Annotated in this window: 22 protein-coding genes, 1 pseudogene and 1 riboswitch; of the genes and pseudogenes, 17 read left to right on the forward strand and 6 right to left on the reverse strand. The window is 68.1% G+C overall.

What is annotated here, in order from left to right:
- Positions 1-34: 34 nt before the first annotated feature.
- A complete protein-coding gene (locus HWX55_RS30205) occupies positions 35-751 on the forward strand; it encodes an MIP/aquaporin family protein (protein WP_050014615.1) in 717 nt (238 codons plus the stop codon).
- A 249-nt stretch (positions 752-1,000) separates the two neighbouring features.
- Positions 1,001-1,687, forward strand: coding sequence for an HAD family hydrolase (locus HWX55_RS30210; RefSeq protein WP_175978369.1), 687 nt, complete (start codon positions 1,001-1,003; stop codon positions 1,685-1,687).
- Between the two features lie 70 nt (positions 1,688-1,757).
- On the opposite strand, the gene ribB is transcribed toward HWX55_RS30210, so the two are convergent.
- The 3 genes from ribB to HWX55_RS30225 form a co-directional block, all read right to left on the reverse strand.
- Positions 1,758-2,468, reverse strand: a complete 711-nt coding sequence (gene ribB, locus HWX55_RS30215) for a 3,4-dihydroxy-2-butanone-4-phosphate synthase (RefSeq protein WP_012329192.1) — start codon at positions 2,466-2,468, stop codon at positions 1,758-1,760.
- A 118-nt stretch (positions 2,469-2,586) separates the two neighbouring features.
- Positions 2,587-2,735, reverse strand: a riboswitch (FMN riboswitch).
- 178 nt (positions 2,736-2,913) lie between these two features.
- Entirely contained in the window at positions 2,914-3,600 is a 687-nt protein-coding gene (locus tag HWX55_RS30220; RefSeq protein ID WP_050014630.1) for an XRE family transcriptional regulator, read from the reverse strand.
- Between the two features lie 219 nt (positions 3,601-3,819).
- Entirely contained in the window at positions 3,820-4,995 is a 1,176-nt protein-coding gene (locus HWX55_RS30225) for an MFS transporter (RefSeq protein WP_175978370.1), read from the reverse strand.
- 146 nt (positions 4,996-5,141) lie between these two features.
- Here HWX55_RS30225 and HWX55_RS30230 point away from each other — a divergent pair, with 146 nt between their 5' ends.
- The 8 genes from HWX55_RS30230 (at position 5,142) to lnt (ending at position 13,461) form a co-directional block, all read left to right on the forward strand.
- Positions 5,142-6,074, forward strand: coding sequence for a LysR family transcriptional regulator (locus HWX55_RS30230; protein WP_175978371.1), 933 nt, complete (start codon positions 5,142-5,144; stop codon positions 6,072-6,074).
- A 213-nt stretch (positions 6,075-6,287) separates the two neighbouring features.
- Positions 6,288-7,661, forward strand: coding sequence for a tRNA (N6-isopentenyl adenosine(37)-C2)-methylthiotransferase MiaB (gene miaB / locus HWX55_RS30235; protein WP_175978372.1), 1,374 nt, complete (start codon positions 6,288-6,290; stop codon positions 7,659-7,661).
- A gap of 33 nt (positions 7,662-7,694) precedes the next feature.
- Positions 7,695-8,741, forward strand: coding sequence for a PhoH family protein (locus HWX55_RS30240; RefSeq protein ID WP_050014641.1), 1,047 nt, complete (start codon positions 7,695-7,697; stop codon positions 8,739-8,741).
- Positions 8,742-8,883: 142 nt separating this feature from the next.
- Entirely contained in the window at positions 8,884-9,660 is a 777-nt protein-coding gene (gene ybeY, locus HWX55_RS30245) for an rRNA maturation RNase YbeY (protein ID WP_175978373.1), read from the forward strand.
- A gap of 12 nt (positions 9,661-9,672) precedes the next feature.
- Positions 9,673-10,305 (forward strand): gamma-glutamylcyclotransferase, encoded by a 633-nt coding sequence (locus tag HWX55_RS30250; RefSeq protein WP_050014645.1) that lies wholly within the window; start codon positions 9,673-9,675, stop codon positions 10,303-10,305.
- 70 nt (positions 10,306-10,375) lie between these two features.
- Positions 10,376-10,525: a hypothetical protein gene (locus HWX55_RS30255; RefSeq protein WP_162838123.1), complete on the forward strand. Its 150-nt coding sequence runs from the start codon at positions 10,376-10,378 to the stop codon at positions 10,523-10,525.
- Between the two features lie 295 nt (positions 10,526-10,820).
- The gene (locus HWX55_RS30260; RefSeq protein ID WP_021160150.1) at positions 10,821-11,708 is read left to right on the forward strand and encodes a transporter associated domain-containing protein; all 888 of its coding nucleotides are present in this window, start codon (positions 10,821-10,823) and stop codon (positions 11,706-11,708) included.
- Between the two features lie 52 nt (positions 11,709-11,760).
- Positions 11,761-13,461, forward strand: coding sequence for an apolipoprotein N-acyltransferase (lnt, locus tag HWX55_RS30265; protein ID WP_175978374.1), 1,701 nt, complete (start codon positions 11,761-11,763; stop codon positions 13,459-13,461).
- A gap of 54 nt (positions 13,462-13,515) precedes the next feature.
- Here lnt and HWX55_RS30270 read toward each other — a convergent pair whose 3' ends face one another.
- Positions 13,516-15,180 (reverse strand): hypothetical protein, encoded by a 1,665-nt coding sequence (locus HWX55_RS30270; RefSeq protein ID WP_175978375.1) that lies wholly within the window; start codon positions 15,178-15,180, stop codon positions 13,516-13,518.
- A gap of 320 nt (positions 15,181-15,500) precedes the next feature.
- Here HWX55_RS30270 and glyQ point away from each other — a divergent pair, with 320 nt between their 5' ends.
- Genes glyQ through HWX55_RS30295 form a run of 5 tightly spaced genes read left to right on the forward strand, consistent with a single transcriptional unit; the run spans position 15,501 to position 20,942 of the window.
- Entirely contained in the window at positions 15,501-16,505 is a 1,005-nt protein-coding gene (glyQ, locus tag HWX55_RS30275) for a glycine--tRNA ligase subunit alpha (RefSeq protein WP_006477868.1), read from the forward strand.
- Positions 16,506-16,527: 22 nt separating this feature from the next.
- Complete coding sequence (gene glyS, locus HWX55_RS30280) at positions 16,528-18,627, forward strand: glycine--tRNA ligase subunit beta (protein ID WP_175978376.1); 2,100 nt, start codon at positions 16,528-16,530, stop codon at positions 18,625-18,627.
- A gap of 10 nt (positions 18,628-18,637) precedes the next feature.
- The gene (gene gmhB, locus HWX55_RS30285; RefSeq protein WP_175978377.1) at positions 18,638-19,201 is read left to right on the forward strand and encodes a D-glycero-beta-D-manno-heptose 1,7-bisphosphate 7-phosphatase; all 564 of its coding nucleotides are present in this window, start codon (positions 18,638-18,640) and stop codon (positions 19,199-19,201) included.
- 43 nt (positions 19,202-19,244) lie between these two features.
- Positions 19,245-20,009, forward strand: a complete 765-nt coding sequence (locus HWX55_RS30290) for a lysophospholipid acyltransferase family protein (RefSeq protein ID WP_050014656.1) — start codon at positions 19,245-19,247, stop codon at positions 20,007-20,009.
- A 45-nt stretch (positions 20,010-20,054) separates the two neighbouring features.
- Positions 20,055-20,942 (forward strand): SprT family zinc-dependent metalloprotease, encoded by an 888-nt coding sequence (locus tag HWX55_RS30295; protein WP_027785378.1) that lies wholly within the window; start codon positions 20,055-20,057, stop codon positions 20,940-20,942.
- A 108-nt stretch (positions 20,943-21,050) separates the two neighbouring features.
- On the opposite strand, the gene gloA is transcribed toward HWX55_RS30295, so the two are convergent.
- Positions 21,051-21,434 carry a lactoylglutathione lyase gene (gene gloA / locus HWX55_RS30300; protein ID WP_175978378.1) on the reverse strand — a complete coding sequence of 128 codons (384 nt, stop codon included), beginning with the start codon at positions 21,432-21,434 and terminating at the stop codon, positions 21,051-21,053.
- Between the two features lie 256 nt (positions 21,435-21,690).
- On the opposite strand from gloA, the pseudogene HWX55_RS36430 reads away from it, so the two are divergent.
- Together HWX55_RS36430 and HWX55_RS30305 are read left to right on the forward strand one after the other, a co-directional pair.
- A pseudogene (locus HWX55_RS36430) lies at positions 21,691-21,891 on the forward strand (STM2901 family protein); the annotation flags it as partial.
- The gene (locus tag HWX55_RS30305) at positions 21,891-22,244 is read left to right on the forward strand and encodes a DUF1493 family protein (protein ID WP_089435605.1); all 354 of its coding nucleotides are present in this window, start codon (positions 21,891-21,893) and stop codon (positions 22,242-22,244) included. The pseudogene HWX55_RS36430 and the gene HWX55_RS30305, both read left to right, overlap by 1 nt.
- Here the strand turns inward: HWX55_RS30305 and rsmA are convergent.
- Positions 22,241-23,062: a 16S rRNA (adenine(1518)-N(6)/adenine(1519)-N(6))-dimethyltransferase RsmA gene (rsmA, locus tag HWX55_RS30310; RefSeq protein WP_175978379.1), complete on the reverse strand. Its 822-nt coding sequence runs from the start codon at positions 23,060-23,062 to the stop codon at positions 22,241-22,243. The two genes, HWX55_RS30305 and rsmA, sit on opposite strands and share 4 nt — an antisense overlap.
- Between the last annotated feature and the right edge of the window lie 17 nt (positions 23,063-23,079).

Below are 23,079 nucleotides of genomic sequence, written 5' to 3' on the forward strand. Positions count from 1 at the left end.
GCGCGCGAGTCCGCCGTGACTTCGAGAGACAATCATGTCACCTTATATTGCAGAATTCATCGGCACCGCGATCCTCGTGCTGCTCGGCAACGGCGCGGTCGCAAACGTGCTGCTTGCAAAGACCAAGGGCAAAGGCGCGGACCTGATCGTGATCGTGATGGGCTGGGCGATGGCGGTATTCGTCGCGGTCTACGTGACCGCGTCGTTCAGCGGCGCGCACCTGAATCCGATCGTCACGATCAGCCTCGCGCTCGCGGGCAAGTTCGCATGGTCGAAAGTCGGCGGCTACGTGCTCGCGCAGATGCTCGGCGGGATGGCGGGCGCGCTGCTCGTGTGGCTCGCGTATCGCCAGCACTTCGCGAAGGAAGCCGATGCGGACCTGAAGCTCGCGGTGTTCTGCACGGCGCCGGCGATCCGCAGCACCACGCACAACGTGCTGACCGAAGCGATCTGCACGTTCGTGCTGATTCTCGGCGTGCTGTATCTCGCGTCGCCGCAAGTCGGCCTCGGCGCACTCGACGCGCTGCCCGTCGGCCTGCTGGTGCTCGGCATCGGCATCTCGCTCGGCGGCCCGACCGGGTATGCGATGAGCCCCGCGCGCGACCTGTCGCCGCGCATCATGCATGCGCTGCTGCCGATTCCGGGCAAGCGCGACAGCGACTGGCGCTATGCGTGGGTGCCGGTGATCGGCCCGCTGCTCGGCGGCGCCGCGGCAGCCGGCCTGTATCTGCGCCTGCACGCGATGGCCTGATCGCGGTGTGGACGACGCGCGCGGCGTGCGCTGCCGCGCGCTTCACGCCCTTCTTTTCGACGAGGCGGGCGACCGAGCTCTGACGCCGCGAATGGCGGCAACCGGCAAACGGATCGCCGCTGCCGCATGACCTACCGCACCGGCGCGGCCCCATCGGGCACATTTACCGCCACACCGCGCGGCCTGCGCGTGAAAGCACGTATGATGGCGAATCGATCGGCGTCGCCGATATCCCGCGTTTTCATCACCATGCTCGATCACCTCATCTGCGACTGCGACGGCGTGCTCGTCGACAGCGAAGTCATCGCCGACCGCGTGCTGCTCGACACGCTGTCCGCCACGTTCCCGAACCTCGATTTCGAAGCCGCCGCGAAGTCGGCGTTCGGTCAGCAGACGTCGCGTTTCCTCACCGGCATCGAAGCCCGCTTCGGCGTCGAGATGCCCGCCAACTTCATCGAGACCATCGAGCACAACATCGAGGTCGCGCTCGCGCAATCGCTCGCGCCGATCAGCGGCGTGCGCGACGCGCTGCTGAAGGTCACGCTGCCGGCCGCCGTCGTGTCGAACAGCCGGCTCGTGCGCGTGCGCAGTTCGCTCAAGCGCGCGTCGCTCACCGAGATCTTCGGCGAGCGCGTGTTCAGCTCCGAACAGGTCGCGCGGCCGAAGCCCTATCCCGACGTCTACCTGCACGCGGCGCAAACGCTCGGCGTCGCGCCGGCGCGCTGCGTCGTCGTCGAGGACAGCATCTCGGGATTGAATGCCGCGCGGGCGGCCGGGATGAAGACGATCGCGTTCGTCGGCGCGAGCCACATCCCCGACAACTATGCGGACGCGCTGCGCGCGATGGGCATCACGCGAATCATGCGCCAGATGGACGAACTGCCGGCGCTCGTCGAGGCCGGCATGCGCGGCGAATTCGGCGACGTGCAGTCCTGATCGTCGTTCGGGCCGGATCGGTCGATCCGGCCGCGCGACGGGCGCGCGAACGCGCCCGCCTTTCCTTCGCTCAGGCCGGCTCGCAGCAGCGTTCGCGCGCCGCCGCCAGCGCCTCGCGAAACGCGACGAGTTCCGCGATCGTCAGCATCGGCAGCCCGTGCCGTTGCGCGAAGCGCTCGACGTCGTCGCCGCGCGTCATCGTGCCGTCCGGATTCATCAGCTCGCACAGCACGCCGGCCGGCTTCAGGCCCGCGAGGATCGACAGGTCGACCGTGCCTTCGGTGTGACCGCGGCGCGCCAGCACGCCGCCCGGTTGCGCACGCAACGGAAACACGTGGCCGGGGCGCACGATGTCGTGCGGCTTCGCGCCGTCGGCGATCGCCGCGCGGATCGTCGTCACGCGATCGGCGGCCGACACGCCGGTATGCACACCTTCGCGCGCCTCGATCGATACGGTGAACGCGGTGCCGTTGCGGCTTTCGTTGGTCTGCACCATCGGCGGCAGTTCGAGCGCCCGCACCGTGTCGTCGGTCAGGCACAGGCACACGATGCCGCTGCACTCGCGGATCAGCAGCGCCATCGTTTCGGGCGTGATGCGCTCGGCGGCGACGATCAGGTCGGCTTCGTTCTCGCGGTCGTGGTCGTCCTGCAGCACGACCGCGCGACCTGCGCGCATCGCGTCGAGCGCGGCGGCAATGCGCGGCGGCACCGGTTCGGAATCCAGCAACGGGAGATCGGCAAAGGCGTCGGCAGGCGCCGACGAAACGGACATCAAGGACATGTGAAACGCTCCTCGCAAATACGATTTGGGCGAAAAACGTTTCAGGGCATTGCAAACAGACAGAACGACAACCCGCTTCGCATGCAGCGCGAAGCGGCCCTGACGGACATGACTATCTGCACATCTTCTCTCATCCGGACTGTGACCGTCGGCTCTGGCATTCGACCAGATCTGCTGACCCCGCGCGGATGCGCGGGCGCTCGCGGGCTCGCCGGCTTACGCCAGCCTACCGCCGGTGGGGAATTTCGCCCCGCCCTGAAGACGCACTGATTGCCGGACGGGAACACCCCGTCATCGGCGGGCCAAGCATACAACAGCCGCGCGCGACGCGCAGCGTAAAACCTTACTGACGACCCCGTCTAACGGTATCGTCCGAACGGCCGGCGGACGGAGCCGCGATCCCGCGAAAAGCGCGGAGCGCAGCCGCGCCGCGCGGCCTGCGCGATCAGTTGACCGCCGCGTGCGCCGCGTCGGGCACCAGCCAGCGCGGCGGCACCTCGGGGCTCACCGTCACGCGGAACGCGCGCGCTTCGCTGTCGCCCGGGTTACGCAGGCTGTATGGCTGGTCGGCGTCGAACACGATCGCGTCGCCGGTCGCGAGCAACTGGCGGCGGTCGTGCACGCTCACTTCGAGCGTGCCTTCACTGACGACGAGGTTGACCGTCGTGCCGGGCGCGCGGCGCGCGCCGGGCTCGGTATGCAGCGGCGCGATCCGCAGCTCGTGGAATTCGGCCGCGGCCGGCTCGCCTTCCGGATACAGCGCACGTGCCGAGAAACGGCCGTTCGAGCTGACGACGCGCGACGCGCGCTCGGCCGCCAGATGCTCGAAACCGTTCACCGCATGGCGCCGCAGGAACGCGGCGACCGACACCTTCAGCGCCGCGGCGATCTTGCACAGCACCTTGATCGACGGCACGCTGCGCGCGGATTCGATCTGCGCGAGCATCGCGCGCGACACGCCGGACAGCCGCGCAAGCGCATCGAGCGACAGTTGCCGCTCGGCGCGCAAGCGTGCGAGGTTCACGCCGACGACCTGCTCGAGGGCGTCGAGCGACGCGGCGCCGCGTCCGTCGGCGGCATTGCCGGACTCGAAGGAAGACACGTCGCGCACGAGCGCCAGGGATGAAGACATAGCATTGCCTCCGGGCCGCTGCGCGGCCCTGCGTAGGGGTAAGCCGGAATCGGAATCGGGTTGCGCCGGTCATTGGCGCGTATCGAAACGCTATCACCCGGCCTGGTACGGGCAAACGAAGTTATCTTCACACCGTTATCAGCATCGCGGAGGAATGCGTTTCTCGCGAACCTTTTCCTGCCGCTATGGCGTCGTCGCGCGGCGCGCCGTGGCGACCGCTCACTGCGCCGCCGGCGCCGCGCCGCGCGCCGGGCCGCGCGCATCGAGCCGCATCGCGAGCCACGTGACGACCAGCGCCGCGAACGTCACCGCGACCGCGACCCACGGCAGCGCATCGAGCGCGAAGCCGTGTTCCAGCGCGAGGCCGCCGAGCCACGCACCGCCCGCATTGCCGACGTTGAACGCGCCGATGTTCAGCGTCGACGCGAGATGCGGCGCGCTCGCGGCCTTCTCGACCACGCGCGCCTGCAGCGGCGGCACCGTCGCGAACGCGGCGATCCCCCAGACGAATACGGTGACCGCGGCCGCGACCGGCAGGTGGCTCGTCTTCGCGAACACGGCCATCACGGCCATCAGCGCGACGAGGATCGCGATCAGCGACGGCATCAGCGCGCGGTCGGCCAGCTTGCCGCCGATCGTGTTGCCGACCGTCAGCCCCGCGCCGAACAGCACGAGGATCAGCGCGACCGCGCGCGGCGAGTAGCCCGACACGGTCTCGAGAATCGGCGCGATGTACGTGAACACGACGAACACGCCGCCGAAGCCGAGCACGGTCATCAGCAGCGCGAGCCACACCTGCGGCTCCTTCAGCACGCGCACTTCGTGGCCGAGGCCGACCGGCCCGCTGTCGTGGCGGTTCGGCACCAGCGCGGCCACGCCGCCGAGCGCCAGCACGCCAAGCGCGGCGACGATCCAGAACGACGCGCGCCAGCCGAGCAGCTGGCCGACGAACGTGCCGAACGGCACGCCGAGCACGTTCGACAGCGTGAGCCCGGTGAACATCAGCGCGATCGCGCTCGCGCGCTTGTCGGCCGGTACGAGCGACGCGGCGACCACCGCGCCGATCCCGAAGAACGACCCGTGCGCGAACGACGTGACGACGCGCGCGACCATCAGCATCGCGTAGCCGGACGCGGTCGCGCACAGCACGTTGCCGACGATGAAGATCGCCATCAGCAGTTGCAGCGCGGCCTTGCGCGGCATGCGGCTCGTCAGCACCGCAAGCAGCGGCGCGCCGACCGCGACGCCGAGCGCGTAGCCGGTGACGAGCAGGCCGGCCGACGGCAGCGACACGGCGAGGTCGTGCGCGACTTCGGGCAAGAGGCCCATGATGATGAACTCGGTGGTGCCGATGGCGAAGGCGCTGATCGCGAGCGCCAGGAGCGGAATGGGCATGACGTTCTCCGGAAGGCGGCGGCCGCGGCGCCGGTCGGTGCCGCACCGCACAAGAAAGCGGGATGTGCGCGCATTGTCCCGAAGACGCCTATATTTGATAATTGGCGTGGCATTTGAACCATTTTCAAATATTTCTGGAAAATCGCATGGACCGACTGGGCGACATCCGGCTGTTCGTCGAGGCTGCCGAGCTCGGCAGCCTGTCCGCCGCCGGGCGCAAGCTGAACCTCACGCCGGCCGCCGCGAGCGCGCGGCTCGCGAAGCTCGAGGCGAAGATCGCGACGCGCCTGTTCGAACGCTCGACACGGCAATTGCGGCTCACCGACGAAGGCAAGCTGTACCTGAACTGCTGCCGCCAGGCGCTGCAGGCGCTCGACGACGCGGACGCGATGCTGCAGGAAGGCCGCAACGTCGTGAGTGGCAAGGTGCGGCTGTCGTCGACGTCCGATTTCGGCCGCCACCAGTTGCTCGACTGGCTCCACGAATTCACGACGCTGCATCCGGGCGTCACGTTCTCGCTGACGGCGTCCGATTCGTCGGCGAATCTGTGGCAGGACGAGATCGACCTCGCGATCCGCTTCGCCGCGCCGCCCGACGGCGCGCTGATCGCCCGCCGGCTCGCGACCAACCGGCGCGTGCTGTGCGCGGCGCCGTCGTTCGTCGAACGCCATGGTGTGCCGGCCGATCCGCACGATCTGGCCCGCTTTCCGTGCAACGTGATCACGATCGCGTCCGGCCCGATGAACACCTGGCATTTCACGCGCGGCGACGAAGTGCAGATCCACACGGTGCCGGTATCGACCGCGTTCGAGACCAACGACGGCGGCCTCACGCGCGAATGGACGCTGCGCGGCCACGGCATTGCGCTGAAGTCGCTGTGGGACATCGCGGACGACGTCCGCGCGGGCCGGCTGCGCGTGCTGCTGCCCGACTGGCGACACCAGGACGCGCCGCTGCACGCGATCTATCACAGCAAGCGCTACATGGCGCCGCGCGTGCGCGTGCTGCTCGATTTTCTCGCCGAGCGCTTCGCGCGCGAGGAAGCCGCGCTCGACGACCTGCTGAACGCGTGCCGCTGACGGCCGCCTCGCCAGCTGTTCGGGGTCGGAACGTGAAAACCGGCGTCGCGCGCCCGCAACCGGCCGCCCGTCCGTCGTGGCGTGAAAAGCTATAATGGAAGGCTTTCCCGACGGCCTTCCTGCCTGATGCGCGCGATTCGCGTGCCGCGCACGGCCGTCTCGATTCACCCTTGACGACGCCCCCAGGTCAACCACTGCGAACGGCGAATCCCCATGACCAAGAAAGTTTACGTAAAGACCTTCGGCTGCCAGATGAACGAGTACGACTCGGACAAGATGGTGGACGTGCTCAATGCGGCCGAAGGCCTCGAAAAGACCGACACGCCGGAAGACGCGGACATCATCCTGTTCAACACGTGCTCGGTGCGCGAGAAGGCGCAGGAAAAGGTGTTCTCCGATCTCGGCCGCGTGCGCGAGCTGAAGGAAGCGAAGCCGGGCCTCTTGATCGGCGTCGGCGGCTGCGTCGCGAGCCAGGAAGGCGCGTCGATCGTGTCGCGCGCGCCGTACGTCGACCTCGTGTTCGGCCCGCAAACGCTGCACCGCCTGCCGCAGATGATCGACGCGCGCCGCGCGAGCGGCCGCGCGCAGGTCGACATCACGTTCCCCGAAATCGAGAAGTTCGACCACCTGCCGCCCGCGCGCGTCGAGGGGCCGAGCGCGTTCGTGTCGATCATGGAAGGCTGCTCGAAGTACTGCAGCTACTGCGTGGTGCCGTACACGCGCGGCGATGAAGTGTCGCGCCCGCTCGACGACGTGCTGACCGAAGTGGCCGGCCTCGCCGACCAGGGCGTGCGCGAAGTCACGCTGCTCGGCCAGAACGTGAACGCTTATCGTGGCGCGCTGACGGCCGGTTCGACCGACATCGCCGATTTCGCGACGCTGATCGAATACGTCGCCGACATCCCCGGCATCGAGCGGATCCGCTACACGACGTCGCACCCGAAGGAATTCACGCAGCGCCTGATCGACACGTACGCGAAGGTGCCGAAGCTCGTGAGCCACCTGCACCTGCCGGTCCAGCACGGCTCCGACCGCATCCTGATGGCGATGAAGCGCGGCTACACGGTGCTCGAGTACAAGTCGGTGATCCGCAAGCTGCGCGCGATCCGCCCGGACCTGTCGCTGTCGACCGACATGATCGTCGGCTTCCCCGGCGAGACCGAGGACGATTTCGACAAGATGATGGCGCTCGTGCACGAGATGCGCTACGACACCAGCTTCTCGTTCATCTACAGCCCGCGCCCCGGCACGCCGGCCGCGAACCTCGCCGACGACACGCCGCGCGAAGTGAAGCTCAAACGCCTGCAACATCTGCAGGCGACGATCGAGGAGAACGTCGTGCGCATCAGCCAGTCGATGGTCGGGAAGGTCGAGCGGATCCTCGTCGAGGGCCCGTCGCGCAAGGACCCGAACGAGCTCGCGGGCCGCACCGAGAACAACCGCGTGGTGAATTTCCCGGCGCCGCTCGCGTCGCACCCGCGCCTGATCGGCCAGATGATCGACGTGAAGATCAACCATGCGTACCCGCACTCGCTGCGCGGCGAGCTCGTGCTCGTCAGCGACGACGCGAGCGCGGCCACCCACTGACCGACCGACGCCCGACAGGAGCCCGACGCTACTTTGAAGACCGTCCAAGCACTGGAATTCACCGCCCCGCGCGACGACAACGCGCGCCTCGCCAACCTCTGCGGCCCGCTCGACGAAAACCTGCGGCAGATCGAACAGGCGCTCGACGTCACGCTCGCGCGGCGCGGCCACCGGATCACGATCCGCGGGCGCGGCGCCAAGCTCGCGCTCGCCGCGCTCGAAAACTTCTACAACCGCGCGCGCGATCCGCTGTCGGTCGACGACATCCAGCTCGCGCTGGTCGAAGTGCGCCACACGGCCGGCAACGGCCGCCAGGACACGCTCGACGTGCGCTTTCGCGGCGACCCCGATCATCCGTTCGACGAGCCCGTCGCGCAGCTCGACGCCAGCGAGCCCGAGGAAGAGCCGGGGCCGAAGCTCTACACGCGGCGCGCCGACCTGCGCGGCCGCACGCCCGCGCAGCGCGAATACCTGAAGCAGATCCTGCAGCACGACGTGACGTTCGGCATCGGGCCGGCCGGCACCGGCAAGACCTACCTCGCGGTCGCGTGCGCGGTCGACGCGCTCGAGCGCGACCAGGTCAAGCGGATCGTGCTGACGCGCCCGGCCGTCGAGGCCGGCGAGCGGCTCGGCTTCCTGCCGGGCGATCTCGCGCAGAAGGTCGACCCGTACCTGCGGCCGCTGTACGACGCGCTGTACGACCTGCTCGGTTTCGACAAGACGGCCAAGATGTTCGAGCGCCAGATGATCGAGATCGCGCCGCTCGCGTACATGCGCGGCCGCACGCTGAACCACGCGTTCATCATCCTCGACGAGGCGCAGAACACGACGCCCGAGCAGATGAAGATGTTCCTGACGCGGATCGGCTTCGGCTCGAAGGCGGTCGTGACCGGCGACACGAGCCAGGTCGACCTGCCGCGCGGCCACAAGAGCGGCCTCGTCGAGGCGCAGCAGGTGCTCGGCGGCGTGCGCGGCATCGCGCTCACGCGCTTCACGAGCGCGGACGTGGTGCGCCATCCGCTCGTCGCGCGCATCGTCGAGGCGTACGACGAATTCCACGCGCAGCACCAGGACGGCTGAGCGGCGGCGCCGCTCCCGGCCTGCCGGCCCGGCCCGCCAGACGGCGCGCCGGGCTTTTTTCCGCCCGCGCACGGCCGGCCCGAATTCGGGCGCGATCGGCCGTTTGGTGTATCCTCAACGCGTCCCAATCGCCGCACGCGTCATGAAATCCTCCCGCTCCCGCCAGTCCGGCCGCGCCCTGTCCGCCGCGTCCGAATCCCCCCGTCTTTCGCTGTTCGACGCGAAGGGCAAAGCCCGGACCGTCAACGCGCAAGGGCTGCGGATCGACTTCCCGGACGGCCGCAGCCTGATGTTCGACCTGTCGGGCAGCTCGGGCGATGCGGCCGTCGCGATCGTCGCGCAGCACAACGATCCGGCGATGCGCGCGAAGCTCGCGCTGCAGCCCGAGCACTACGACAGCGTGACGCTGCACGTCGGCGCCGAGTTCGCGCCGCGCGAGGACGATCCCGAAGACGGGCCGCGCGCGCTGGAATTCGACCTGTCCGTGCAGTACGGCGACGAGATCACCGGCGACGTGCGCAAGACGCTGCCGAAGCGCAAGCTGATCGCCGAATGGATCGAGCCGGCGCTGTTCGCGAGCGCGCAGCTCACCGTGCGCTTCGTCGGCGAGAACGAAGGCCGTACGCTGAACGCCGGCTACCGCCACAAGGACTATCCGACCAACGTGCTGACCTTCGCGTACGACCCGGCGCCCGACGGCACCGTGATCGGCGACCTCGTGCTGTGCTGTCCGGTGGTCGAGCAGGAAGCGCACGACCAGGGCAAGCCGCTCGCGGCCCATTACGCGCACCTGCTGGTGCACGGCGCGCTGCACGCGCAGGGCTACGACCACGAGACGAGCGACGAGGACGCGGCCGAAATGGAAGCGCTCGAAGTCGACATTCTCGCGAAACTGGGTTTCCCGAACCCGTACCAGTAAGCCGTCCGTCCGATGCGCCACGCCGCGATGCTGCCGCCCGCCTACCCGCCGTCGATCGGCGAAGGCCGTCTGCTGACGGAAGACGAGCTCGCGGCGTCGCTCGCGCAGACGATGCGCGACTGGGACGGCCGGCAGGATCTCTGGCTGTTCGGCTATGGCTCGCTGATCTGGAACCCCGGGCTGCCGACCGTCGCCGCCGTGCGCGGCAAGGTGCACGGCTACCATCGCGGGCTCTACCTGTGGTCGCGCGTGAATCGCGGCACGCCCGAACGGCCGGGCCTCGTGCTCGCGCTCGATCGCGGCGGCTCGTGCTCGGGCATCGCATTCCGGCTCTCCGGCCCGACCGCGCAGCCGCATCTCGAGACGTTGTGGAAGCGCGAAATGCCGATGGGCTCGTACCGGCCCGCCTGGCTGCCGTGCTCGCTCGAGACCGGCGAACGCGTGAACGCGCTCGCGTTCGTGATGCGCCGCGACGCACCGACTTATACGGGCAAGCTGACCGACCCCGTCGTCAAGGAAGTGTTCCGCTGCGCGGCCGGCCGCTACGGCACGACGCTCGACTACGTGAGCCGCACGGTGGACGCACTGCGCGCGAGCGGCATCCCCGACCGCGCGCTCGAAGGGTTGCTGGCGCGATGCCGATGATCCGGCACGCCGCGCGGGCGGCCGCCATGCGACCCCGCGCCGCCCGCGCATCCACACGAGGACACGCCCGATGAAATCGTCACGCCGGTCGCGTTGCAGGATCGCCGTGCTGCTCGTCGCCGCGAGCGTCGCGCTGTCCGGCTGCGGCATACTCGGCTGCGGCGGCGCCGCGACCAACGGCGCGGCCGCCGGCGGCTGCTCGGCCGGCATGCGGTTCTGAACGGCGCGCGACGCGTGCGCCGCCTGCGACGGAATGCCGCCGTCGCCGGCCGTTGCCCGCGTCCGGCCGCGCCGCCCTGCCCGCCGCCATTTTTTTGCCGCCGCGCCCCGCCGGCGCTTTCTGCGATAGGATGGACCCGACGACGACGTCGCGCCCCGCGCGGCCGTCCGCGAGCGGGGCCCGCGCGAGCCGCCCACCCTGGCCGACCGGCCGGGTGACACGGTCGCGTCGTGCCCTTGGTGTATCCTTGCCTACTCCGTGACCGCGCGCCCCGGCATGACCCGGGCGCACCACCATGAACGATTCGTATCCCAGTCGTAAGCCAACCGACAAACCGCAAGAAAAGCGCTCGCTGCTCGAGCGCCTGACCGACTTCATCTCGCCCGAGCCCGAATCCCGCGGCGAGTTGCTGGAAATCCTCCAGGACGCCCACGAACGCAACCTGATCGACGCCGATTCGCTGTCGATGATCGAAGGCGTGTTCCAGGTCTCCGATCTGTGCGCCCGCGACATCATGGTGCCGCGCGCGCAGATGGACGCGATCAACATCGCCGACAAGCCCGAGGATTTCATCCCGTTCGTCCTCGAAAAGGCGCACTCGCGCTACCCGGTGTACGAGGAGAACCGCGACAACGTGATCGGCGTGCTGCTCGCGAAGGATCTGCTGCGCTTCTACGCCGAGGAAGAATTCGACGTGCGCGGAATGCTGCGCCCGGCCGTGTTCATTCCGGAATCGAAGCGCCTGAACGTGCTGCTGCACGACTTCCGCGTGAACCGCAACCACCTGGCGATCGTCGTCGACGAATACGGCGGCGTCGCGGGCCTGATCACGATCGAGGACGTGCTCGAACAGATCGTCGGCGACATCGAGGACGAATACGACTTCGACGAGGAAGCCGGCAACATCATCTCGGGGCCGGACGGCCGCTACCGCGTGCGCGCGCTCACCGAGATCGAGCAGTTCAACGAGACGTTCGGCACCGATTTCCCCGACGACGAGGTCGACACGATCGGCGGCCTGATCACCCATCATTTCGGACGCGTGCCGCACCGCGGCGAGAAGCTGCAGCTCGGCAACCTCGTGTTCGAAATCCAGCGCGGCGATGCGCGCCAGGTTCACGTGCTGCTGGTGCGCCGCAACCCGCTCGCCAGCCGTCGCGCCGAAACCTCGCACGAAGACTGACCGTTCCGCGCCAGCCGCGCCTCCTTCAACCGCTCGCCCTCTTCCGCTTCACATGGACGATCCGATTCCGTCCCGCCCGGCTGGCGGCCTTCTCGCGCCGGCGCCCGGCCGCGCGCTGCCGCGCTGGCACTATCCGGCCGCGCTGCTCGCCGGCGCGGCCAATACGCTCAGCTTCGCGCCCACGCCGCACGGCGGCTGGCTGCAGCTCGTCGTATTCGTCTGGTTTTTCGCGCAGCTGACGCGCACGTCGAGCTGGCGCGGCGCCGCGCTCACCGGCGGCGCGTTCGGCTTCGGCAACTTCATCAGCGGCGTCTGGTGGCTCTACATCAGCATGCACGTGTACGGCGAGATGGCCGCGCCGCTCGCGGGCGGCGCGCTCGTGCTGTTCGCGCTCTACCTGTCGCTGTACCCGGCGTTTTCGGCCGGGCTGTGGTCGTTCTGCGCGGGCCATGCATGGCATCGCCGCGAGGCCGACCCGCGGCCGTTCTCGCCGACCTGGCACGGCGCGTTTGCGTTCGCGAGCGCGTGGGCGCTCGGCGAATGGCTGCGCGGCACCGTGTTCACCGGCTTTCCGTGGCTCGGCAGCGGCTACCCGCAGGTCGACGGCCCGTTCGCGGGCTTTGCGCCGGTGGTCGGCGTGTACGGGATCGCGTGGGTGCTCGCGCTGTTCGCCGCACTCGTCGTGCAGGCGCTCGCCGCCGCACGGCCGTCGCCGGTGCGTGACGGCGAAGCCGGCACATCGGGCGGCAACGCCCGCGTGCGCATCGCCGCGCCGGCCGGCATCGCCGTCGCCCTCGTCGCGGCCGGCCTCGGGCTGTCGCAGGTCACGTGGACCGTGCCCGCGAACGCGCCGCTCACCGTGCGGCTGCTGCAGGGCAACGTGAAGCAGGACATCAAGTTCGAGCAGGAAGGCATCGACGCGGCGATCAAGATGTACACGCAGATGATCGTCGAGAAACCGGCCGATCTGATCGTCACGCCCGAGACCGCGATCGCGGTGATGATCCAGGAATTGCCCGAGCCGTTCGCCGTCGCGATCCGAAAATTCAGCGACACGACCGGGTCGGCCGTGCTGTTCGGCGCGGTCGGCGCGTCGGTGACCGAGGACGGCCACTACGTCGACTACACGAACAGCCTGTATGGCGTGACGCCGAATTCGCGCGACATCTATCACTACGACAAGCATCACCTCGTGCCCTTCGGCGAATTCATTCCGTGGGGCTTCCGGTGGTTCGTCAACCTGATGAAGATGCCGCTCGGCGACTTCGCGCGCGGCGCGCCGGTGCAGAAGCCGTTCCTCGTGCACAACCAGCCGGTGATGGCCGATATCTGCTACGAGGATTTGTTCGGCGAGGAAATCGCCGCGACGATCCGCGACAACCCGCAGCCGCCCGGCGTGCTCGTCAACGTGACGAACCTCGCGTGGTTCGGCGACACGATCGCGCTCGACCAGCATCTGCAGATCGCGCGGATGCGCTCGCTCGAAACGGGCCGGCCGATGCTGCGTTCGACCAATACGGGGATGACGGCCGCGATCGACGCGCACGGGCGCGTGCTTGGCCAGCTGAAGCCGTTCACGATCGGCTCGCTCGACGTGCGGATCGAAGGCACGAGCGGCTTCACGCCGTACGTGACGAGCGGCAACAATATCGTGCTCGCGGTGTCGTTCGTGCTGCTCGCGTTCGGCTTCACGTTCGGGCCCGGGCTGCGCCGGCGCAACGGCCGGCGCAAAGGCGACGACGAAGCGCAATGACGCGACGGGCCACTGCCGCGCGCGGCGGCCCGTGAGCGCGAACCGGCCGGCCGCTCAGGCCTGCCGGGCCGGCCGGTTCGATTGATCCGATGGTTCCGGCTGCGCGGCCAGCGCCCGCAAGTCGCGACTCACTTCCTCCATCACCGGCGCCCATGCGCCGAACGTCGGCTGCCGGTACAACGTCGCGGTCGGATACCACGGGCTGTCCCGGCGATCGAGCAGCCACGGCCAGTGCGGATTCACGTCGAGCAGCACCCAGGTGCGCGCGCCGAGCGCGCCGGCCAGGTGCGCGACCGACGTGCACACGGTGATCACGAGATCCAGCGCGCCGATGAACGCGGCCGTATCGTCGAAACTCGTCAATTCGGCCGTGTGGTCTTCGATCGCGAAACCGGCCGCGCGCGCGGCGGCGACATCCGCGTCCGCTCCCGGCTGCAGTGAATAGAACGTGACGCCATCGATGCCGCGAAACGCGTCCGCGTAACGCTCGAGCCCGACGCGCCGGAACGGATTGCGCTGGTGGCCCGCACTGCCCGTCCACACGAGCCCCACCTTCAACCGGCCGTCGCCCGCGAGCCGCGCGCGCCATGCATCGCGTGCGGCCGGCTCGGCCCGCAGGTACGGCACCGACGCGGCGAGCGTCGACGCCTCCATGCCGAGCATCAGCGGCAGACCGATCAGCGGCACTTCGTAATCGAATGCCGGCAGCGCGTCGACGCCGCCGCCCGCGCCGAACACGTCCGCGTGCGCGCCGAGGCTGCGCTGCATCAGCGTGCCGAGCGCCGGAAACGTATTCCACGCGAGCCGGCCGCCCTCGCGATGCACGCGTTCGGCGAGCGGCGCGACGAAGCGACAGAATTGCAGCACGTCGCCGAGCCCCTGCTCGCCCCACACCAGCAGCGTCTTGCCGGCGAGCGGCTCGCCCTGCCAGCGCGGGCCCGGCAGCGCCGGCCGGCGGCCGCGCAATTCGCCGGCGCCGTCCCAGCGTGCCTCGTGGCCGCGCCAGCCGGCTGAGTAATTGCCGCGCACGAGCTGGATGATCGCGAGATTGAAGCGGAACGACGCGTCGTCGGGCGCCAGCTCGCACGCACGCGCCGCATGGCGCTCGGCGTCGTCCCAGCGCTGCGCCTCCTTCATCGCCATCGCGACGTTGTTCATCGCGAGCGCGTTGTCGGGTGCGAGATCGGCGAGCCGTGCGGCGCTCGCGAGCGCACCGTCGAGGTCCTGCATCGCGATTCGCGCGACGACGAGATTGATCCATGCCTGCACGTCCCGCGGATCGTGCTTCACGGCCGCGTCGAGCAGCGCGATCTCTTCCGCGCGCGCGCCGCCCGACAAGCGCAGCGCGATCGCGAGGTTGTTGCGCAGCGACGGCCAGCCGGCATCGATTGCTAGCGCCGCGCGGTACGGCGCGACCGCATCCGCGTGACGGCCGGCCATCTGCAGCGCGTAGCCGTGGTTGAAGTACGCGTCCGCGCCCGGCTGCGCGCGCGCCGCGCATTCGGCGAGCGCAATCGCGTCGTCCGTGCGCTGCCGCGCGACGAGCGTGGCCGTGAGCTGCGCGATCGCCGGCGCATCGACCGCATGCAGATGCGCGGCGGCGGCGAGCCACAGTTCGTGCGCCGCGCGCTCGTCGCGCGCCCGCGCGTCGGCGGCCTGCCCGAGCAGCGCGACGAACGGCGGAAGCAGCGGAATCAGGATGTCGGTCGGTTCGTCCATGCGGTGAGCGTCGGCAAGCGGTGACGCGGCGCGCATCGCGCGCGCCGCAATACGCGCATCTTACCGCCCGCGCGAAGCGCCGCGGCATGCGCGTCGCGGCGGCCCGCACGCGGCTGCGCGACGCATGCGGGCGATGGGTGCGCAGGCCGCCGGAAGCAGGCCGGCGGTGCCCGCATCCGCCTTCCGGCCGCATCCGGTCGCCGATCCGGTAAAATTACGCGTTTCAGCACACTAACAAGCCGCGCCGCCGCGCGAGCCGACCCTCCGGGCCCGCCCGGAGCGCCGCCCGCAACGGAGCGCCAGCGCCACGAAGGCTCTTCATGCTTACGTTTCAGCAAATCATCCTGACGCTGCAGTCCTACTGGGACAAGCAGGGTTGCGCCCTGCTCCAGCCCATCGACATGGAAGTCGGCGCGGGCACGTCGCACGTCCACACGTTCCTGCGCGCGGTCGGCCCCGAGCCGTGGCGCGCCGCGTACGTGCAGCCGTCGCGCCGCCCGAAGGACGGCCGCTACGGCGAGAACCCGAACCGCCTGCAGCACTACTACCAGTACCAGGTCGTGCTCAAGCCGGCGCCGGAAAACATCCTCGACCTGTACCTCGGCTCGCTCGAGGCGCTCGGCTTCGACCTGAAGCAGAACGACGTGCGCTTCGTCGAGGACGACTGGGAAAACCCGACGCTCGGCGCGTGGGGCCTCGGCTGGGAAGTGTGGCTGAACGGGATGGAAGTCACGCAGTTCACGTATTTCCAGGAAGTCGGCGGCCTCGAATGCAAGCCGGTGCTCGGCGAGATCACGTACGGCCTCGAGCGCCTCGCGATGTACCTGCAGAAGGTCGAGAACGTGTACGACCTCGTGTGGACCGAGTGGGAAGAGCAAGGCCCGAACGGCCCCGAGCTGCGCCGCCTGTCGTATGGCGACGTGTACCACCAGAACGAGGTCGAGCAGTCGACCTACAACTTCGAGCACGCGAACGTCGACCTGCTGTTCACGTTCTTCAACAGCTACGAAGCGGAAGCGAAGAAGATGATCGACGCGCAGCTCGCGCTGCCCGCGTACGAGCTCGTGCTGAAGGCCGGTCACACGTTCAACCTGCTCGACGCGCGCGGCGCGATCTCGGTCACCGAGCGGGCCGCGTACATCGGCCGCATCCGCGCGCTGTCGCGTCTCGTCGCGCAGGCTTACTACGACTCGCGCGAGAAGCTCGGCTTCCCGATGCTCGGCAACCCGCCGGGCGTGCCGGGCCTCACCACCGACGCCCAGGACGCCGCGCAGCCGGCATGGGCGCCGCCGCTCAAGGTCGAACGCAAGATCGATCAGGACTGACGAGACGAGATTTATTCCAGATATGACGCACAATCATCCCGCCCCCCTGCTCGTCGAACTGCTGACCGAAGAGCTGCCGCCGAAGGCCCTCGCGCGCCTCGGCGACGCATTCGCCGAAGGTATCGCACAACGCCTCGCCGCGCGCGACCTCATCGAAGGCGAACTCGTGTTCGAACGCTACGCGACGCCGCGCCGCCTCGCGGTCGTCGTGCAGAACGTGCGCGCCGTCGCACCCGACAGACAGGTCCGCGAAAAGGTCCTGCCCGTGTCGGTCGCGCTCGACGCCGAAGGCAAGCCGACGGCGCCGCTCGCGAAGAAGCTCGCGGCGCTCGGCCACCCGGACGCGTCGATCGCCGATCTCGAACGCGCGCAGGACGGCAAGGCCGAAGCGTTCTTCATCAACTACTCGGCGGCCGGCGCCACGCTCGCCGACGGCCTCCAGGCCGCGCTCGACGAAGCGCTCGCGAAGCTGCCGATCCCGAAATTCATGACGTACCAGCGCCCGGACGGCTCGGACGTGAAGTTCGTGCGCCCGGTGCATCGGCTGACGGTGCTGCACGACGATCGCGTCGTGCCCATCACCGCGTTCGGCGTCGATGCCGGCGACACCACGCTCGGCCACCGCTTCCTGTCCGACGGCCTCGTCGCGATCCAGCATGCGCGCGCGTACGCCGACACGCTGCGCGACAAGGGCCGCGTGATCGCGCACTTCGCCGATCGCCGCGAAACGATCCGCACGCAACTGAACGAACATGCGAACGGCGACACAGTCGTGATGCCCGACTCGCTGCTCGACGAAGTGACGTCGCTGGTCGAATGGCCGGTCGTCTACCCGTGCCGCTTCGAGGACGAATTCCTGCAGGTGCCGCAGGAATGCCTGATCCTCACGATGCAGACGAACCAGAAGTATTTCGCGCTGACCGACGTCGCCGGCAAGCTGCGTTCACGCTTCCTGATCGTGTCGAACATCGACACGAAGACGCCGGGCGAGATCATCGAAGGCAACGAGCGCGTCGTGCGCCCGCGCCTCGCCGATGCGAAGTTCTTCTTCGAGCAGGACAAGAAGAAGCCGCTCGCCGAGCGCGTGCCGCAACTCGCGAACGTCGTCTATCACAACAAGCTCGGCTCGGCGCTCGCGCGCGTCGAGCGCCTCGAGGCGCTGGCCGGCGAGATCGCCCCGGCGATCGGCGCAGATACCGCGCACGCGAAGCGCGCCGCGCGTCTCGCGAAGGCCGACCTGCTGACCGACATGGTCGGCGAGTTCCCGGAGCTGCAGGGCACGATGGGCACGTACTACGCGCGCCACGACGGCGAAGCCGACGACGTTGCGCTCGCGTGCGCCGAGCACTACCAGCCGCGCTTCTCCGGCGACGCGCTGCCGACCACACCGGTGTCGACCGCCGTCGCACTCGCCGACAAGCTCGAAACGATCGTCGGCATCTGGGGCATCGGCCTCGCGCCGACCGGCGAGAAGGATCCGTTCGCGCTGCGCCGTCACGCGCTCGGCGTGCTGCGACTGCTGCTCGAGAAGCAATTGCCGCTCGATCTCGTATCGCTGCTGCGCACGGCCCACGCACGCTTTGACGGCGTGCCGGGCGTCGCCGAATCGACCGACGCGATCTTTGCGTTCTTCATGGATCGCCTGCGCGGCCTGCTGCGCGAGCGCGGCTATTCGGCCGGCGAAATCGACGCGGTGCTGAGCCTGAACCCGACGCGCATCGACGACCTCGTCGCGCGCCTCGACGCGGTGCGCGAATTCACGCGCCTCGCGGAAGCCGAAGCGCTCGCGGCCGCGAACAAGCGGATCTCGAACATCCTGAAGAAATCGGAAGGCGGCGCGAACGGCGCGGTGCAGCCGACGCTGCTCGTCGAGGCGGCCGAGAAGGCGCTGCACGAACAGCTCGCGGCCGTCACGCCGCACGTGCAGTCGCAGCTCGAGGCGCGTGCGTACACGGGTGCGCTGTCGGCGCTCGCCGCGCTGCGCGCGCCAGTCGACACGTTCTTCAACGACGTGATGGTGAACGCGGAAGATCCGGCGCTGCGCGCGAACCGTCTCGCACTGCTGTCCGCGCTGCACCAGCAGATGAACTGCGTCGCCGACATCTCGAAGCTCGCCGCATAAGGGCCGCACGATGCCGACCAGCCCCACCCGAAAGCTCGTCGTCCTCGACCGGGACGGCGTGATCAACGTCGATTCGGATGCGTTCATCAAGACGCCCGACGAATGGATCGCGCTGCCCGGCAGCTTCGAGGCGATCGCCCGGCTCAACCACGCGGGCTATCGCGTGGTCGTCTCGACCAACCAGTCCGGTATCGGCCGCGGGCTGTTCGACATGGCCGCGTTGAACGAGATGCACCTGAAAATGCATCGCGCGGCGGCCGCGGTCGGCGCGCGCATCGACGCGGTATTCTTCTGCCCGCACACAGCCGAGGATCACTGCGACTGCCGCAAGCCGAAACCCGGCATGATGCAGATGATCGCCGAGCGCTTCGAGATCGATCCCGCTCACACGCCGGTCGTCGGCGATTCGCTGCGCGACCTGCAGGCCGGCGTCGCGGTCGGCTTCCAGCCGCATCTCGTGCTGACCGGCAAGGGCAAGAAAACGCTCGCCGCAGGCAATCTGCCGGACGGCACGAAAGTCCACGACGACCTGCGCGCGTTCGCGCTCGATTTTCTTTCACACGAACACGAGTGATGCGGCTGCCGCGCGCATCCTCCCCAACACCAGACTCACGCCGATGCGCTTCGTCCGCTCCCTGCTGCTGCTGATCTACTTCATCCTGTACACGGTGCCGTACGCCACCGCGTGCTTCATCGCGTTCCCGTTCATGCGCCCCGACGCGCGCTACTGGATGGCGGCCGGCTGGTGCAAGTCGACGCTGTGGGTCGTGCGCTGGCTGAACGGCATCCGCTACCGGATCGAAGGGTTCGAGAACCTGCCCGACGGCCCGGCCGTGCTGCTGTCGAAGCACCAGTCCGCGTGGGAGACGCTTGCGTTTCCGGCGCTGATGCCGAAGCCGCTGTGCTACGTGTTCAAGCGCGAGCTGCTGTACGTGCCGTTCTTCGGCTGGGCGCTCGGGCTGCTGCACATGGTCAACATCAACCGCAAGGAAGGCAAGAACGCGTTCAATTCGGTGATCCGCCAGGGCAAGAAGCGCCTATCGGAAGGCGCATGGATGATCATGTTCCCCGAAGGCACGCGCACGCCGGTCGGCAAGCAGGGCAAGTACAAGACGGGCGGCGCGCGCTTCGCGATCGAAACCGGCACGCCGGTCGTGCCGATCGCGCACAATGCAGGTCGTGTGTGGCCGCGCAACTCGTTCACGAAATTCCCGGGCGTCGTCACGGTGTCGATCGGCAAGCCGATCCCCAGCGAAGGGCTAACGCCCGATGCATTGAACTCGCAGGTCGAAGCGTGGATCGAAGCGGAAATGCGCCGCATCGATCCCGACGCGTATCGCCAGGCGGGCAACGCCGGCACGCGCGATGCCGCGCGCGCCTGACGCCCCGGATTGCAGCCGTTGCGTACGACAAAAAGAAGCGAACTGATGAAACAGCGTCCGCGGCCACGGCCTGCCGTCGTGGCCCTCGATCATCGCCAGATGGATCTGCCGCTCTTCGACGGGCCGGCCGCCGCGCCGTCGGCGCCTGCCGCCCCGCCGGCGCCGCCCGAAGCCGCCCCCGCCGCGCCGCTCGATCCGGGCCCGGCGCCCGATCGCTCCCGCGTGCGCACGTTCGCGCTCGACAGCCGCGTGCTCGAATACCGGCTGAAGCGCTCGGCGCGCCGCACGATCGGCTTCACGATCGACGGCAGCGGGCTGTCGATCACCGCGCCGCGCTGGGTCACGCTCGCCGACATCGAAGCGGCGATCGCCGAAAAGCAACGCTGGATCTTCGCGAAGCTCGCGGAATGGAAGACGCGCACCGAGCAGCGCGCGCTGCCGCAGATCGACTGGCGCGACGGCGCGCAACTGCCGTATCTCGGCAAGACTGTGACGATCGCGCTCGGCGCGGGCGCAGTCGCGTTCGATGCCGACGCGCTGCGGCTGTCGCTGCCGCTACCCGTGCAGGCCGACATGCAGCAGATCAAGGATCGCGTGCAGGGCTGGCTGCAGGGCGAAGCGAAACGCATCTTCGGCGAACGCCTCGTGGTCTACGCGGAAAAGCTCGGCGTCACGTATTCGATGTACGCGCTGTCGTCGGCCGCGACGCGCTGGGGCAGTTGCTCGAGCGACGGCAAGATCCGCCTGAACTGGCGGCTGATCCATTTCCCGATGTCGATCATCGACTACGTCGTCGCGCACGAGCTGTCGCACCTGCGCGAGATGAACCACAGCCCGGCCTTCTGGCAGACCGTCGAATCGATCTTCCCCGAGTTCCGCGAAGCGCGGCACACGCTCAAGCATCACCCGCCCGAGCTGCTGCCGTCGCTTTGACGCGCACGACTTCGGCGCCAACGAAAAAGGGCGATGCGGATTACCCCGCATCGCCCTTTTTCGTTGGCGCGGCGCACGTCGCACGCCGCGGCCCGGTTCGTCCGGCGCTTACTGCTTCTGGATGAACTCGATCTTGTAGCCGTCCGGATCCTCGACGAATGCGATCACGGTCGTGCCGTGCTTCATCGGGCCCGCCTCGCGCGTAACCTTGCCGCCTTGCGCCTTGATCTTCTCGCAGGCCGCGTACGCATCGTCGACCGCCACCGCCAGATGGCCGAAGCCATTGCCGAGATCGTAGGACGGCGTTTCCCAGTTGTGGGTCAGCTCGATCACGGTGCCCGTGCTCTCGTCTTCGTAGCCGACGAACGCGAGCGTGAACTTGCCTTCCGGATAATCCTCGCGACGCAGCAGCTTCATGCCGAGCAATTCGGTGTAGAACTTGATCGAGCGGTCGAGATCGCCGACTCGCAGCATCGTATGCAGCAAACGCATGTGTTGTACTCCTGTGGGGACTTTCCAGAACCCGAAATTCTACCGGAGTCGCCGAAAATCCGCTGGCCGCGGGTCTCCGCGAGACGTGACAGCCTTTTGGCCGCATGGGTGACGCGACAACTATTGGCTCGCGCGGGAAATAAGAAAAATACGAGGATTAATGGGAAATCCGCGGCACCGACGCAGAGAAAAACATATCGCATCAGCGATGTTATTCAAATAAATCCGCCAATATCGAGATATTTGACTATGAGATAAATATCGGATCTTACCGACGCTCACATCATGGACCAGTGTAGCGCGATTACGAGTGAAGTTGACGAACCATATTGGTGTATTCGTCGGCCGAGCGATTCCGGGAGTCGGCTGGGCGATTACTGCCGTCGACGTTGCAATGATCGGGTATAAATCGGTTATGGAATACAACCGACGAGTAAAGCACGAGGATCAACTGTAATGGACGATGCGTGGCCCCAACTTCAGCAATTCATACGGGAAGTCCGCGCCGCCGGAGTATTCGGGCTGGACGATGAATTGACTCGCGATATGGATCTGTATCACGATCTCGATTGGGAACCACCCAAAATCGTCAACGTCATCCAGATGTGGGGCGAACGATTTCACGTCGACCTCAGCGACTTCAATATCGCCTACTACGTGCCATCCGCGAGTATGCGAAGGCGTGACGTAGTGCTGGCTGCGTTGAAGTCGCCGTTCAGCGCGAAGGCGCGAGAATCGCTAGGAGGGCGATCGCTCACACTGGGGATGTTGGAAGAAGCAATGAAGCGGGGGCGATGGGAACGACGTTAACGACGCGCCGCCGCCAGCGCCTGCGCCACGCCGACATATTCGGCCACGCTCACATCCTCCGCCCGGCGCGCGAGATCGAAGCCGAGCGCGTCGAAATCGATCGTCTCGCGGTAGTCGCCGAGCGTATTGCGCAGCATCTTGCGGCGCTGCGAGAACGCGGCGGTGACGATTTCGCCGAGCAGCGCCGGATCGACGTCCGGCAGTTCGTGCGGCTCGTACGGAATCATCCGGACGATCGCCGAATCGACCTTCGGCGGCGGCTGGAACGATTCCGGCGGCACGTCGAGCATCTTTTCCATCACGTAGCGGTACTGCAGCATCACCGACAGCCGCGAAAACGCCTTCGTGCCCGGCTCCGCGACCATCCGCTCGACGACCTCGTTCTGCAGCATGAAATGCTGGTCGATCACCGCATCGGCGAACGTCATCAGGTGAAACAGCAGCGGGCTGGAGATGTTGTACGGCAGGTTGCCGACGATCCGCAGCGACGGCTTGTCGCCGGGCATCGCGAGCGAGCGGAAGTCGAACGCGAGCGCGTCGCCCGCGTGCAGCTCCAGCAGCGCGCCGAAGCGTTGCTGCAGGCGCCCGATCAGGTCGCGGTCGAGCTCGACCGCGTGCAGCGGCGACTCCGGCGTCGCGAGCCGCTCGATCAGCGGCCCGGTCAGCGCGCCGAGCCCGGGGCCGATCTCGACCATCCGCTGGCCGCGCGCGGGGCCGATCGTCGCGACGATCGAGTCGATCACGCCGTGATCGACGAGGAAGTTCTGCCCGAAGCGCTTGCGCGCGAAATGGCCTTGGTGCTGTCTGCTGTTCGACATCGACTGAGTAAAACGAA

This window comes from Burkholderia sp. BCC1047 (assembly GCF_902833155.1).
In the GTDB taxonomy this organism is placed as follows: domain Bacteria; phylum Pseudomonadota; class Gammaproteobacteria; order Burkholderiales; family Burkholderiaceae; genus Burkholderia; species Burkholderia sola.